A 14,952-nucleotide genomic window follows, 5' to 3' on the forward strand; every position below is an offset into this window, starting at 1 on the left:
ATGGTGTAAAGCATTGTTTCGCTATGCACCCCTTTTGGCATTGAGTGTTCAAGCAACTTGCAGCACTGCACGGGTTTATGTTTTGGAGCTCGGTATCAGCCGATGGCGGTAGCGATGGAGCAGCAGGCGAAGAGCAGCTCATTATTGCCAACTCGCCGCAGCATTACCGGCGCAGTGGCAGAAGCTTTGTTGAAAAGGCCGGTGCGGGCCAGGGTGGTGATGGAAGGGGATTTGATGCCAGCGAAATGATCCGCGAACTGGCCGTAGAACAGCACTGGCGCCCGCATACTAACAGTGAAATGGTGCTAGAACACCCAAGCACGCAATATGCGCTTAACGAGCAAGCCTCGGTGCAAAACGCCAATGCGCCACTTGACTACGGCGATGCGGTAAAACGAGCCAAACTCAACAAAGAAGCCCTCACGCACGACGCCAACCGATATGTTGCCCACACGCGTGCTCCCATTGCCCGCGCCGGGCAGGTAATAGGCGTGCAACCCATTACCGAAACTCTGCTGAGCGGTTGGGACGTAGCCAGCCAAATGGTGGCGAAATCGGTCAAGCACTACTTACCACTGGGCGAGCGCTACAGCGGCGAAGTGGAACTAGTACCCGACCACCAAGCCGTGCGCCTACCGGTTAAAACCGAACTCACGCTACCGCCAGTATTTGTTGCCAAAGTCATTAGCCCCAATGCCGCACCAAAACTCGATGGCTTAGGCGAGTACCAAATTCGTGCCATGCACGACGGCCATACAGAAGGCGACGAAGCCTACAGCCCACAGGTGCCAAGCCTCAAACCCTACGCCTCGCCCGACCCAGAAAAAGCCGTAGGCTGGCATATGCCTTTACATGATGGCACCGACGTACTGCTCACCTGCCTCAACCAAGACCTAATGAAGCCGCTTATGCTTGGCGTTGCTTGCAAAGACACCGACGAGCAAATGGTCACGGCCGAGAACCACACCAGCTACCGACTAAAAACCCGCGCCAGTCACGAGCTGTGGTTCGAAGACAACGACCAACAAATAGAGCTAAAAACCTTCGAAGGCCAGCACCTGCTGCGCTTTGAAGCCAGTGCCAACCAGGTAATGACACAACTCATTACGCAATTCGGTAGCCAGTATTGGCAAGCAAACAAAACCTTCGCCCTAACCGTAGGCAGCGAAGAAGACGCAGACCTAACCCAATTTGTTGGCGACAACTTCAGCCTTGCTAGCAAAGCCGACAACACCACAACCGTTACCGGCAACGCCCACTGGCAAAGTGCTGCCGACCTAAGCCTGCGCAGCCAAGCCAACATGACCTTTGCAACCGAAGGCGACTGGCAGCAGAAAATTAGCCAAGGCACCTACACCCAGCAAGTGCAAGCCGACCACAGCACCACAGTGACCGGCGGCGACCACACCCGAAAAATAGTAAACGGCGCCATCGTCACCCAAAGCGGCGGCGACATCACCATAGAAGGCACCGGCAGTGGCAAGCTAATGCTGGTAAACGGTGACGGCGGCATTCTGATTAAAAGCAACGGCGATGTGAAAATCTTTGGCCCAATGGTTGCTCTGAACCCGAACTCCAAAGTCACCCTCACCGGCGAGGTGGAATACGAAGTAGGGCCAAGTAACGCGCCTGAAACAGGCAGCGAGCCAACCATGCCAGAATTTGGCGAAGTCGACATGCTCGAAGCCGAGCGCACCCCACTGATAACCAGTGCCGTGTGGCACGCACGTGAATGGTTCGACGACGAAGCCATTGAGCTAAATGTGGGGTATCGCCACTTCGAAGTAGGCGATACCGCCGAAGTTGAAATGATACTGATCAAACCTGATGGCAGCGAAGAAGTGCTCGACACGCTCAGCCAAGACCTACCAGAAAAATCGGGTGCGCTGCAATTCCACTGGCACTTACCAGAAGCAAGCAGTGACTCAGAAAACCGCCGCGACAACGACAACTCGGCACTATTCCCGAACCAATACATTGCCCGCGTAAACATTAACGGCGAGCAAGCCGAGTGCGCACCGGCGCTGCATTATGCGAAGTTTGTGGTGAAGGTGAATAATCCACCTCAGGACACCAATCAATATGTTGCGGTGAGAGACGCTTCCAACAAGGTGCATTTTGAACCGCTAACCAGCACAGAAGTTATGTTCAAGCATATCTTGCAAGGTGATGTACAAGTTTGGCTGACTGTGTCGAGTTTTGAATAAAGGAGAGTGAAAGTATGGATTCTGTTGTTACGACCACAGTCAATGCTACCGGCGGTGAAGCGCAGGTAAGCTGCCAAGTTAATCAAAGTGAAGAAGACAACGTTGCAACAGCAACACTGTTCGAGTTTATCGTTCCTGACTTATCGTGCTACGTGTTCTTCACCAAGCATGAAGTAGAGCGCTTCGAGTTGCACTTTAAACCCGTAAAAGACGCGTTAACACAATATGCAGATGCGTTAGATAGGCACCGAAAGTCTGGTTATGATGGCTCTCAAACAGACGATGTAAGCCATTACCGTGCTCGATTAAGTGATGCAATGAAAGCCAAGGGCATTCGTATTTCAGACGATGCAAACTTGGGTATCATTACCTGCTACAACGTTAACCATGATGGCAAGCAAGAGCAAACAGGTGACGAAGACCAAGTTTTCTCAACCAAAATCGATAAAAAGCATGTTCTGTTAGTACCGACTGCAATGCTTTGTAACGGTAAGCTTCCCGCTGAGCGAACCGTAGACATTTCAGGTTTTTGGCAGTCTATCACCGTTCCTGGTACTGCAGACTACTCTGAAAAAAGTAGCGTGCCGCCATTTTCTATAGGCCTTAAACACGACGGAGAAAAAATCGAGGGCACGGCTGGTGCTAGTATTTCTGCAGAAAGGAGTGTATCAGGTCAACTTCCGATTAGCGTGGTGGCAGGTCTTCTTGATCCCCGAATCCAAAGAATTTTAGAGGATAGCGGCTTTGGAGAAAAAATAGACCAGAGTATCCGAAAGCTAAATGAAGCAATGCACTTTGATACGGACTCGCGAGCAACAGACCAGCAGCGAATTGTTGATTTGTTTGGACCCGACCAACTCGATTCAGAAACAGCAAAGCTCACGATTACGCATGAGAACTGGGGTCGAATTGAACGTAAATGTAAAGCGCTATGGGAAGATAAGTCGCCGGTTAAAAACATGTGGCCAATGGGTTTGGCCGAAATAGCGCAGCCTGCAGACGAGGCGGAAGAAAACCGTGGAATGATTACCACTAGTACCAAAGTGGAAAAACCATGGGCAGACCTTAAAACACTGGTGAAAAACGCGACCTTGCCACCAATCAACTTTAATGCCAGTGGTGGTGCAGCTTTCTTACGATACGCCGGTACGGCAACCGGAAAAGCAGACTTCAATCCACTCGATGGCAACCTAGCACTTTCGGGTGCTGTGAGTGCCCAAGCCAACTTAGCTGCGGGGCAAGTTAAGGGTAAGTTTATGCTGCCCAACTCAAATGGTTTTGATGCCTCGGTTAAGTTCAAGGCTCGTGCAGTTAAGCATCACTCAAAGGTATTGCAAGTACTCGGCACGGCAAAAAGTGCTTCTTCTGCAGCCTGCTATGGGCCTGCTTCTATTCGAATAGAGCAACAGTGGAATCGCCATGTATTGGTGATGCCGCGTGATGTACTTTTTAGTAGCGCCAGTAGCGAAGTTTCATCTTCAGATAAGGAAATGCTAAATGTCGTTGCATTAGAGCTGCAAAAATTCCCCCACACCACGATGACTGTTATCGGCCACACTGACGAAATAGGCACTTGTGAAGATAACATGGCACTATCTCGGCAGCGTGCGCAAGCAGTTTACGACTATTTGGTTTCACGGCGAATCGCCCCACACCGTTTAACGAGGCTAGCAAAGGGGGAAGAGAGCCCACGTTCGATAAATATGGCTAATCAAGGCCTGAACCGGCGTGTTGAGCTTAAAATTGACCAAAACGCTCAGCCATCCTTTTTCAGCGTTCCGGAAAATATCGTACAACCAACATCACAAGGTACCCAAGAAGCACCATTGTTTAAGCGCTTTAGCTGTGAGTTAACCACTAAAGGGCTTGTTGTGTTACGCTCGTTGCATGAGCAGGTCATTAATAAAATCAAGCAAAGCCCTAAACTGGCCGCCGTCGATATACACGGAGAACCGACCGAAATTGACGTGCACAGCCTGTCGCATTCAAATGACGTGATTCAGCTTGCCATGACAATTCGCACGTTTTATGGCGACGAGGTACTGCTGCCAAAAAACTATAAAGAGGAACTGAAAGAGCTAAGGTATAAGGTTGTAAGGCAGTTTTTGGCAGGAAAAATCGATTTTCCCGGTGCGAACGGTAGTGCAAACCAGAGAACGGTCATGCAGCTGTATCAACACTACAAAGATCAATATTTTCACGGCATTATTGCCAGTCTCCAACGCCTCGATAACGCTAGTCAATATGCGAATATCATCGAAAAACCGGCTACCGACGATTCTGCAGTGATTGCACATAGCCAGCATCTACAAATGTTTGCTCAAGACGATATCTCTCGGTTCTTTTTCAACAATGCACTTCCTTATAAAGCCAGTGCAGTTGCCGATACGGCCTATCACAAAGACAAAAACGTTGGCACACAATTAGCCCTATCGATCGTACAAAAATCTTTTGATGGATTTACCGAGCAAAAGCAAGAACTAGAGTTTGAGTTCGGTTTTTTGCGAGTCGATTACGAGGGCGTGCTATCCGCTGCGGTGTGCGCCAAGGCTAGTTTGAGTGCAGGCGTGCACATGAACACCGGCAAAGCACTTCTTGAGCAAAAGCCCACTCAAGAAGAAGCCAATGAAGTGGCCGTTCGAACTCGTGAAGTAAACGTTTCATTGTCGAACCAAGCTGCGCAAGCTGGCACTAATACGCCAAGTGCAGGTGCTAAAGCATCTGGTGAAGTATTCGTGGGGGTAGAAGCCTCGGCTGGTTTTACTGGTAGCTTACTTTGGCACCCTCCCATTGCTGGCAGTGTTACGCGGCTAGTAGAGGGTGACTTCAAAGCGCTGGGTAGCATTGGTTGTATTGCCACGGTTGCAGCAGGGCTAGGTGCTGCATTTGACTTACAAATTGGTTTTGATGGTGATACAGGCAAGTTCATTATTACCTTTAAAGCCAAGCTGGTTGCCAAGGTAGGCGGTGGTGGTCAGCTGCAAGCTGCGGTGGACGTGGCGCAAATTCATAACTTCTACAAAGTGATTTATGAGCAGCTAAAGAGAGCCGATTTCAGAGTGGCGGATATTTTTGAGTCTGCGAACGCCTACTTGGAATATAGCGCGCTGTATTGGGGAGCTTTCACGCTAGCAGACGAGGTGCTTAGCCTGCAACTCACATTTGCCGAAAAGGCTGCTGAGCTACTGCAGGAATGGATTGAGCGTTGGGCTGATAGTAAGGACGGTGCAATGATTAAACGAATTGTCGAGCGTTGTACAGAGGAAAATATTGAGTTTATTCAATATGCACCACCCGAAGTGCTAGGTAACTGGATCTGGATGCTGATGGATCAGTTCTTTTTTTCGCAAAAAGAACGCAGCGCCTTGTTATTTCTCTTAACCAAGGGAATCTCTACGCGGCGCGAGTTTAACGAAGTGCTCGAACACTGCCTTGAATCGCCGCATGCCGAAGAAAATGAAGGCCGAACTGCCGAAGATAGACAAAAAACGGCACACGACGCTGCGGAAGATATTAGAAAGTGGCTGTTTGCAGTAGGCACGACCGAGGCGAAAATTCTAAAACAGTGGTTTGAAGGTCTTGAGGGAGAGCAGGCGGATAATCTGCCGCGCGCTGATTGGTTAGATTTAGCGACAGACTACCTAAATTATGTTGATTAAAGAATGCAAGTAGTGCTCAACAGAGCGCTACTTAATGCCTACGGCGGGCAGTGGATCTGTGGTGTTTAAAGCACATCTTACTGAATGGGCGAATGCCTGCTCCATTCCTAATTTCCGGTTTTGAACGTAAAGTTGCTCTAGGCGTACCGAGGCACTCCAGCTTCCACGCCATGCTCTAGCAACTTTTGGCCCTGGCTCAATGTTGAAATCTTCTGGCAAAAAGACTGGATTATGTTTTTCCGCAAACTCGTGGTAGTCAGGCACATAACCATCTCTCATCCACTCAGCTCCATTAAACGCCATCTCATAGAAGCCGAACTGATTTGGCGGATACTTTTTAGAGGGAAGTTTAGCGGCATTATATTCGCCAGTTTCTGCATCAAATATATTTCGACCTGGCTCCAACCGACCATTGTCAGTGGGGTAGAGTTGATCTGGGTTGCCCGCTTTTCCAGCTTTTTCCCATTGTGCTTCTGAAGGCAATTCAAACGGTAAACCTGTTTCAGATTGTAGCCAATTGCAAAAGGCATTGGCTTCATCCCAATAAAGCAAGCGCGCTGCATATTCCTCCGAATATCGACCGTTATTAAAGTTCTTGCTAGGATTGTAAGAAAACTTATCCTTGTTGTGCCGCTCCACACCCGACCGCCTATCAAACCAATCAATTCCTAACCACGAATGCTTGGTAGCATGCAGGTAATAGCCATCAAGATAAATTTCCACCGGCGGGCCTTCATCGGGGTCGCCATTGTCGATACCCATGATAAACTCGCCGGGCTCAACGTACACCATGTTATCCAGTACGCCTTGAAGGTATTCGGCAAACTCTTCGTCATCGACACAAATCTGTTGTTCATTTGGCTCACAACTTGTGCCACTAAAGCAGGCACTGACAAGCAATGGCATAGTCGCTATTAACAGCGCATTTCTTTTCATAACCTGGTCGCTCCTTGATATTTTTGGTTACTTTATCATGTTGTGTTAACGGGCTCTATTTAACGGTGGTCGCTGATGGCCTACTGCGGCAAGCATGATTCCGTGCTTTTTCATTGCTGATCCTTAGAAGTGTAATCGTGCAAAGCGAACTAATTTGAAGCAATGCTACCACCACTACAAAACTCAAACCACGTAACAGTGTTTGAGCGCTAGATGCGAATTTTGAGCGCATGCAAAAAACCGCAAATCAGCTAAGTTAACCGCATAAACCGTGAAAAATAACGGTGGGTGTTCTGCTTGTGTTGGGCTGATCGTTCTGCATTTGAAAAGGCTGGAAATGCTGATTTTTATGCTAAACGCATTAAAACCATGCTCAGTGATAGAGAAGATAAAGCCGAACTTGCAACTTGGTTTGAGTCATTACAGCCTTACGATGGCATTGAGCCTATTCTACCGGCTGATAATTGGTTGCAAGAACCCAAAATTCGAAGTGTTAGTAGAGCGTTTTAAAGCGAATACTTGTTGAAGCTTAGCAACGGCAGGTATTCCAACTCACTAACGGCTATTGCTGGTTTATTGTTGGTAGTTCACTAGCGTTAATAGTACAACGCAGAGCATTGGTACCCCTACCGTCACGTCCCACTCGCTGTTGAATATATCGTTGGCCTATATTCATTTTATCCCACGCTGAGCCGCCACCTCTAACGGCAACGCCATAGCGCTCTCCAGCCTTGAGTTCTTTATCATTGTTGATTTGGCGGCCTGCTAGGCGAGTTTCATATGGTACGGGGAACGAAGGATTTCTTTCCGCTGCTAATTCTAGATACTTAGAACGCCATAGATCTGCAGTCCATTCTTCACCATTGGTATGCAGACCATATAAGCCATTGGGACTTGGCGGCTGGCTAGTAACGGGTATATACATCTGAACGTGAACACCCGTACTTACCTCATCAGGCACAGTTCTCTCTTCCATTGTTGGATAGTCGCGCCCTTCAATAAACTGGTTATCTGCAGTTGCCCAAATATGACTTCGGTTACCATTTTTTGCTGCTTTTTCATACTGTGCTTCGGTTTGTAGGCCAGCATCTAAACCGGTCATATCGCCAATCCATTGGCAAAAATTGTGAGCGTCATAATAGTAAACTTCGAAGGCTGGATGATTTGCACCAAGGTTTACGCCACGTTCGGGTTCCCATTGTTTTGCGCCATCGGTATAGCCATAACCAGATAGGCGATAAAACGCATCGATTTGCTTCCAAGTGTGCTCACTTTGGTAGATGAAGTAGTCATCCATATAGATTTTTCGCTCAGGCATTTGATTCTCAGGCCCTTGCACCAACCCCATGTAAAACTCACCGGCTGGGATAAACACCATGCCATCCAAAATCTCTTGCATTATGTCAGCAACTTCTTTGTTGTCGATGCAAACATTTGTCTCGGATGGTGTGCACTTGTTGGATTGACAGGCTGATAACAACAAGGCGCTTGCTGCGGCAAGCAACATTCCGTGCTTCTTCATTGCTGGTCCTTGGTTGTCTACTCATACATAGCAGATTAATTTGGTCATAAGTCTACCACCGCCTCACAGCTCAAACCACGTAACACTGTTTGAGCTGTGATTGCTGGCTATGTTGAAGCAGGTTGCTGGGGAGTAATTGGCAACCAATAACAGCAGGTGTTCAGATTCACCAGTCGTTATTAGCCAAGGGCATTTCTACGCTGCGCGAGTTCAACGAAGTGCTCGAACACTGCCTTGAATAACCGCACGGCGAAGAAAAAGAGGGCCGCACTGCAGAGGAGAGGTAAAAAAACGCCCAGTACAACCGACAGGCAATCATACATCCGGTTGCAACCGGTAGGTTTTTCGAACCGAAGGTTCGGGAAACATTGACCGGTGGCGATACCCGTTGCCCGGCGCGAAAAACGCGCCGTACAACCTACGATGATCATGCATTCGTAGGTTTTACAAACCGAAGGTTTGGGAAACATTGGCCGTTGCCCGGCGCGAAAAACGCGCCGTACAACCTGCGATGATCATGCATTCGTAGGTTTTACAAACCGAAGGTTCGGGAAACATTGGCCGTTGCCCAGCACTATAAAAACGCGCTGCAGGCTGAGTTTGGTCATGTTCTTCTCACAATAACGCTGTTAATATGTTACGGATTTCAAACAAGGAAATAAGCTATGGAACTTCGCATTCTCTCTGCTGCGGCATTGGCGCTTGCCATTGCTGGCTGTAACTCTTCAACAGAACCTGCACCAACCGACAAACCAGACGCTCCAACATCTCCGGCATCAGATATTGATGGCCTACCAGACGTGAACCCGAATGCACCGTCGCAAACTGCTACGGCAAGGGTTGCAGCTGGTAAAGCGTTTGCCGAGAATATGAAAGACAGCGTTGGTTCGGTGCTCGCAGCGGAAGACATTATTGAGCAGTTTGCATCGAACATGCAGACTGATATTGAACAGCTAGGTGATGAAGATGTAACGGCGTTGCAAGCCATTGTAGCCGTGCTTGAAGATGCAATCGACGTGCAAATGGCACCGGTGCTAGAACCTGTAGCCGATACAAGCGGCACCTACACCATGCTGGATTTCTCGGCCGCGGCTGGCACGCATGGTTTCGCCAACCTACAAGATGAGAACTTGGCGATTACCTACAGCAATAGCTCTAATTGGCAATTAGTAGATGGTGGCGATACGGGTACATGGAAAATATCGCTAGCCGCCGATGTAGTACAAACTTGTGACCAGCAGCCATCATGCACGCCTTACGAGCATAAGGTTGAACTTAGTTTCGACGTAACATTGCCTAGCAATGCCATTGCCTTAATGGAAATGGTAGACGCAGAAGACACAACGCATGCGGTAGACAGCGTGGCTGGGTCGGTTAACTACATGAAGCTGACTGCTGGTAGACTGGCAGCAGAATCAACTGGCGCACAGCTAAACATTGATTTTGTTGATAATGTTTTAGAAGTAAAACGCTTCGCTTTTAATATCGATGAAACAACCCTTACCCTGAATAACATTCAAATCAGCGGTAGTGCCGACTTTTCGGTAACGGGTAATAACGAGTTTGGCCTCTTTGATGATTATTACAGCCAAGATTCCACGACCGACGCCAACGGTATAGTGACCGAAACTAGCGAATGGCGTGAACAGCTAGATGCCACTTATGCTGCAACATTTAGTGGCATGGTAAGCAATAGTGCGGGTGACAAGTGGCAAGCCGAATTGTCGGCCAAAGGTGTTTACAAGTATACCACTAGCAGCAACAGCACCTATGTCTATGACTCTAATGACTACTGGTATATCGACAGTGATAGCACATGGCAAGAATCTGGCTTAATTGACCATGAAATGACAGCCAGTACGGAACTGTTGGTGAACGACAACAGTTTAAAAATTGCCACTACCAGCAAGTTAGAAATAGCTGAGCTAGAAGGGCAAGACCTAACCATGAAAGCACTTTCGAGCCTAACCATTACGCATAACAGCAACGTTTTTGCGATGGGCTTAGACTTAAGTGGTGGAGAAACACAAGGCGTAAATGCCGCACTGTGGCAACAAGAAGACGACGGTGACCTAATCGTGCTGCGCTTTGAAGACGACCATGCTTGGCAAGGCGATGAGCTAAGAATGGGTAGCTTGTTAGTCAATGGCGAAGTGGTTGCCCCGCTTGTGTTGAACGACGCTAACGGCACGGTACAAGTCAACTTCCCTGGTGAAGAACCATTTATCCTGCTTGATTCTATGCTACTTCAAGGTGTTACCGCTGAGCCGTACCCAGATGGTAATACGGTGATAATTGTGGAGCCACCCGTGGTTTACTGATATTAACTAGGGGGCTTGGCCCCCTTTTCTATGAAGTACATATTATTAACTCAAATTGCTGTGGCGTTTATACCAGTGCTGGCGTTGGCAAAGTTGCCCGCGCCGCAGCCACCGTTTCAACTACCTGGTACTGCCAGCACCATTGGCGTTGAACACGCTGATTTTCTGATTTACCAAAAAGCCGACAGCAAAATAGAGCTAACAACTACCCAAGTGGATGCTTCTATTCTGTTAGCGGGTGGTTGGACAATACAAGCTAAAACAGCCGTTAACCGGCTAATAGTTGAAGGTGACATCAGCGCCCAGCTATATACTCAGAACTCCTCCGCTACATTATGGTCACCTCGGGTGAATGGCATTCAGTTAGCGGCGTCGCCAACTCGGTTAGCAGCAAATGCGCAATATGGTAAACGACAGTTTGGTTTGGCTGGGTTTTGTGAAAAACAAAACTGGGATTTGGCGGTGAGTTGGCAAGCGATCAGACTAAACGTTGTTCCTGAACCTGACTGCCATTGGGGAGTAGATGCCCACGCTGGTTACGGTGCACTGCAATGGCAAGCAAGATACCAAACAGCAGAAAACTGGCAAACTAGCTTGTATTGGCGCGATTTCAACGCCAAGTATTGGCACTCGCGCGTTAATGCTCCTGCAGGTGTCTACCAGAATGAGGACTTAAGCCTAACATGGCAGCCTCAGCAACTAGATCAGCAGGGGCTAGCTTTAAGCGCAACCTACAAAGGTTGGAAAATCAACTGGCAGCGCCTACAGCTAGACTACACTGGTAGTGCCAGCCTAAAAGCCAATTCCGCCGCACTCGCCAACTTTGCCGGTGGTAACTATCGCTACAAAGGCAGCGCCAACACCGTGGTGAATGAATGGTATATTTCCCGAAGTGGCGCACTTGGCTGGTTCGATTACACCACAGGCCTTGGTTACCTAGATGCCAAAAGCACAGGTGGTGGGAACCTGTACAAGAACATCTTGTTCATACCAATTCCCAAATTAGAAGAGCAGTTCCAGTTACCCGCGCATGAGCGAGCGCTCAACCCATCACTCGCCTTAGCTATTCATAGCGGGGCAGGGGAAGTTAGGGTGGAAGTTGACCAAATCATTCCAGTTGATTTTTCTGCTTCGCCCAGCGCAGGCGAGCAACAGCAATCCTCGCCAGAGCCTACCCGCGGCAGTACAACTCGAGGTGGTACAACCTTTAAACTTGGCTGGCGAGTAGCTTGGTAGTGGCTATACCGTCACACCCGCAATCTCCACCGTCACACCCGCAATCTCTACCGTCACACCCGCGAAGGCGGGTGTCTAGCCACCCAGTTAAAAAGCCACCCAAACAGAAAACCACAAACTAGATCCCCGATAAAACCACTCGGGGATGACGAAGAAGGTCAGTCTCACCCCCAAGCATCGCCGTCACACCCGCGAAGGCGGGTGTCCAGCCACCTACCCAAACAACGCGCTACTAAAACTGCGCTCACAATAATGGCAGCGCAACTTCATATCGGCACCCGAGTTGCGTACATAAAACTTGGTGTCAACCGGTTCATTATGGGTAATGCAATTATGATTTGGGCAATCAAACAAGCCATTCAGCTCTTCTGGCTGGCTCATGCGGAACTTGTCGACCACTTTATAATCGTTAATTACATTAATGGTGGCATTGGGGGCAAATAGCGCTAGTTCCGCAGCTTCATCCTGCGTGAAACGCCATTGGTCAACTTTAATTAGGTCTTTACAACCCATTTCGCCCGATGGCAGGTTCAAGCCCACGGTTAAGCGCACATCACTATTTAACAACTGCAAGCGGTTGATAATTTTAAGGCCATTGCCAGCCGGAATGTGATCGATTACGGTACCTTGCTGAATGGCCTCTACCTGTAACTTATGAATGCTCATTAGGCTTGGCCTCCCTCTCGGCTAGTAAGCAGTTGCTTGTCTAAATTTGGGCACAAGGTAAGTGCCAGTAGCGCTTGGCGAGCGTAAACACCGTTTTCAGCTTGTTGGAAATAAAAAGCGTGAGGTGTTTTATCAACCGACACGTCAATCTCATCCACCCTTGGCAGAGGATGCAGCACTTTTAAATGCTCGGGTGCGTTTTTTAACATAGCTGCCGTAAGCACGTATTTTGATGCAATGTGCATGTATTCGGTTGGGTCGAAACGCTCTTTTTGCACTCGTGTCATATACAAAATATCAACCAGGGGAATCACATCCTCTAGGTTGTCGACACACTCAAACTGAACACCTGCTTCAAGTAGCTCTTCTTGAATGTAATCTGGCATGGCTAGGGCGTCGGGTGCAACAAAATAGTATTTCGCACCAAATAACGCCAACGCTTGGGCCAGAGAATGCACAGTGCGGCCATATTTTAGGTCCCCTACAAAGGCTACCTTCACGCCCTCTAGTGAGCCGCGTGCTTCATAAATGGTGAACAAATCTAGTAGCGTTTGTGTGGGGTGCTGGTTGGCACCGTCGCCGCCATTGATGACCGGCACCGATGAAATTTCAGACGCCAAACGAGCCGCGCCCTCTTGCGGATGGCGCATGATAATGGCATCGGCGTAGCGCGAAATCATTTGAATGGAGTCGCTCAGCGTTTCGCCCTTCTTGCCCATAGAGGTATTGCCCGCATCGGCAAAGCCAATCAAAGAGCCCCCTAAGCGCTGCACCGCGGTTTCAAAGCTCAAGCGCGTGCGCGTAGAAGCCTCAAAAAAGCAGCTAGCAATCACCTTGTTTTGCAAAAGCGTAGGGCGGGGGGAAGACTTAAGCTGGATGGCAATGTCGATTACCCGCTGAATAGAGTCAGCAGTTAAATCCGACACCGAAACCAGATGCTTGCCAGAAAACACCGGCGCAGAACTAGACAGCATACGAGCTCCTAAACGAATTTTGCCGCTAGTTTAGCGTTTAACGGCAAGTTAACAATAGTAGGTCTGTAAATAACGCCGAAGGCGTTTTTGCAGACACTAAAAAAACGAAACACCCACCTAAAACCCATTCACAATAAAACCTTCACAAAACAGCAACACCAACCCAATACCATAATCAATCGTTCAAAAACCAATCAGCTACATGAATGCATACAGAAAATCATCAATAAAATTCTACCGCTGTGCCGTCAAAAGGTCGTCAGCCATGCATAGTTTCGCTACAATGCCCCGCTTGAATACGTTTTAGGGAATCAGGGAATGCAGCAATTGCGCCATGACGACGAGATAGACCTTGTTGAACTTTTCGTGAATATTGCCAAACAATGGAAACTGATAGTGGCTACAACCGCTCTATTTGTAGCAGCTGGTTTAGCTTACATCACCCTAACGCCCCAGCAGTACAAGGTGTACTACAAACTTGAGCGGTTAACCCCCAGCCAAGTAATGCCATTTCTTCAGCAACCCTACTTGCAATTAACGCGCGAGCAAATTACCGAGCGCTTTTTAGCAGCGGTAAAGAACGAACAGATCATTGAACAAGTGCTGCAAGAGCAGGGAGTGTTACCAGAATCAAACGAAGCTCCAAACGCAACAAGCAACCTGCAAGCATCGCAACGAGTAGCGCAAACTGCAGCGAGCATTAAAATAGCGCCCTACAATCAAAATTTCTTGGGTGAAGAGCAAAGCACTTATTTGGGTGTAGAAATAAGCGTAGAAACCACCAAACCCGAGCAAAGCATAAAGCTGCTTGAAAACTTGATTAAACGGGCAGAAACTCACACGCTTAACCAACTTAAAAACGAGATTGTTGGCACGCAGGCCATTGAACAAGGCAAACTCGCGCGCCAAGTGGCTTTGGTAACGAAACAAGCTGAACTAGAAAAAGCGCAAAGGCTGCAAGCCATAGCAGCTGCTAATGAACTCAGTGCGCAGCTAGGCTTGGTAGAACCAGTTTTCGGCAAAGATTCACAAATGAATGTTGACCAAGCGGGTAATGTTGATAGATTGTTATGGCTTGGCTCTTCTGGGCTAACTGCGCTATTGCAAGCGGAAAAAACTCAACCTGTGAACCAGCTACAAGAAAACTTGCTGATTCTGCAGCGCAGTGAAAGTGGAGAGCCAGTGAGTATTGTTATGCCTGCCAAGCAGCTTCAAGCAGAGTTGGCATTAGCCGAAACTCAGCTAGACTTTACAGATGCTTACATTGTTAGCAAAAACGCCAAGGCGGTGACGCAGCAAGTAAATAAAAACTCAGTGCTTGTGCTTGCAGCGATGTTTATGCTGGGAATGGTATTGGCAACGTTTGCAGCATTGTTAAAAGTTGCGCTGCAAAACCGACAGCACAATTGAAGTCAGTTTGATTTAGAAAAA

General features: G+C 48.3%; 10 protein-coding genes. 6 read left to right on the forward strand and 4 right to left on the reverse strand.

From position 1 onward, the window contains the following. Positions 1 to 44: 44 nt before the first annotated feature. Together DUW71_RS16780 and DUW71_RS16785 are read left to right on the forward strand one after the other, a co-directional pair. Complete coding sequence (locus DUW71_RS16780) at positions 45 to 2,207, forward strand: hypothetical protein (RefSeq protein WP_119396435.1); 2,163 nt, start codon at positions 45 to 47, stop codon at positions 2,205 to 2,207. A 14-nt stretch (positions 2,208 to 2,221) separates the two neighbouring features. After that, positions 2,222 to 5,866 (forward strand): OmpA family protein, encoded by a 3,645-nt coding sequence (locus DUW71_RS16785; RefSeq protein WP_119396436.1) that lies wholly within the window; start codon positions 2,222 to 2,224, stop codon positions 5,864 to 5,866. A gap of 27 nt (positions 5,867 to 5,893) precedes the next feature. Here DUW71_RS16785 and DUW71_RS16790 read toward each other — a convergent pair whose 3' ends face one another. Continuing rightward, positions 5,894 to 6,802, reverse strand: coding sequence for a formylglycine-generating enzyme family protein (locus tag DUW71_RS16790; protein ID WP_119396437.1), 909 nt, complete (start codon positions 6,800 to 6,802; stop codon positions 5,894 to 5,896). Between the two features lie 297 nt (positions 6,803 to 7,099). On the opposite strand from DUW71_RS16790, the gene DUW71_RS16795 reads away from it, so the two are divergent. Further along, positions 7,100 to 7,312 (forward strand): hypothetical protein, encoded by a 213-nt coding sequence (locus tag DUW71_RS16795; RefSeq protein WP_119396438.1) that lies wholly within the window; start codon positions 7,100 to 7,102, stop codon positions 7,310 to 7,312. Between the two features lie 52 nt (positions 7,313 to 7,364). Here the strand turns inward: DUW71_RS16795 and DUW71_RS16800 are convergent, their stop codons facing one another. Further along, positions 7,365 to 8,324, reverse strand: a complete 960-nt coding sequence (locus tag DUW71_RS16800; RefSeq protein ID WP_119396439.1) for an SUMF1/EgtB/PvdO family nonheme iron enzyme — start codon at positions 8,322 to 8,324, stop codon at positions 7,365 to 7,367. Positions 8,325 to 8,989: 665 nt separating this feature from the next. On the opposite strand from DUW71_RS16800, the gene DUW71_RS16805 reads away from it, so the two are divergent. Then, on the forward strand, positions 8,990 to 10,645 hold the full coding sequence (locus DUW71_RS16805) for a hypothetical protein (protein WP_119396440.1): 1,656 nt from the start codon (positions 8,990 to 8,992) through the stop codon (positions 10,643 to 10,645). A 30-nt stretch (positions 10,646 to 10,675) separates the two neighbouring features. Continuing rightward, positions 10,676 to 11,881 carry a hypothetical protein gene (locus DUW71_RS16810; protein WP_119396441.1) on the forward strand — a complete coding sequence of 402 codons (1,206 nt, stop codon included), beginning with the start codon at positions 10,676 to 10,678 and terminating at the stop codon, positions 11,879 to 11,881. 213 nt (positions 11,882 to 12,094) lie between these two features. Here the strand turns inward: DUW71_RS16810 and pyrI are convergent, their stop codons facing one another. Continuing rightward, entirely contained in the window at positions 12,095 to 12,547 is a 453-nt protein-coding gene (gene pyrI, locus DUW71_RS16815; protein ID WP_119396442.1) for an aspartate carbamoyltransferase regulatory subunit, read from the reverse strand. Beyond that, the gene (gene pyrB, locus DUW71_RS16820) at positions 12,547 to 13,521 is read right to left on the reverse strand and encodes an aspartate carbamoyltransferase (protein ID WP_119396443.1); all 975 of its coding nucleotides are present in this window, start codon (positions 13,519 to 13,521) and stop codon (positions 12,547 to 12,549) included. Before pyrB ends, pyrI begins: the two co-directional genes overlap by 1 nt. 318 nt (positions 13,522 to 13,839) lie before the next feature. On the opposite strand from pyrB, the gene DUW71_RS16825 reads away from it, so the two are divergent. Beyond that, positions 13,840 to 14,931 (forward strand): Wzz/FepE/Etk N-terminal domain-containing protein, encoded by a 1,092-nt coding sequence (locus tag DUW71_RS16825; RefSeq protein ID WP_119396444.1) that lies wholly within the window; start codon positions 13,840 to 13,842, stop codon positions 14,929 to 14,931. The last annotated feature ends 21 nt before the right edge of the window (positions 14,932 to 14,952 follow it).

The organism is Salinibius halmophilus (genome assembly GCF_003577475.1).
Classification (GTDB): Bacteria; Pseudomonadota; Gammaproteobacteria; order Pseudomonadales; family Natronospirillaceae; genus Salinibius; species Salinibius halmophilus.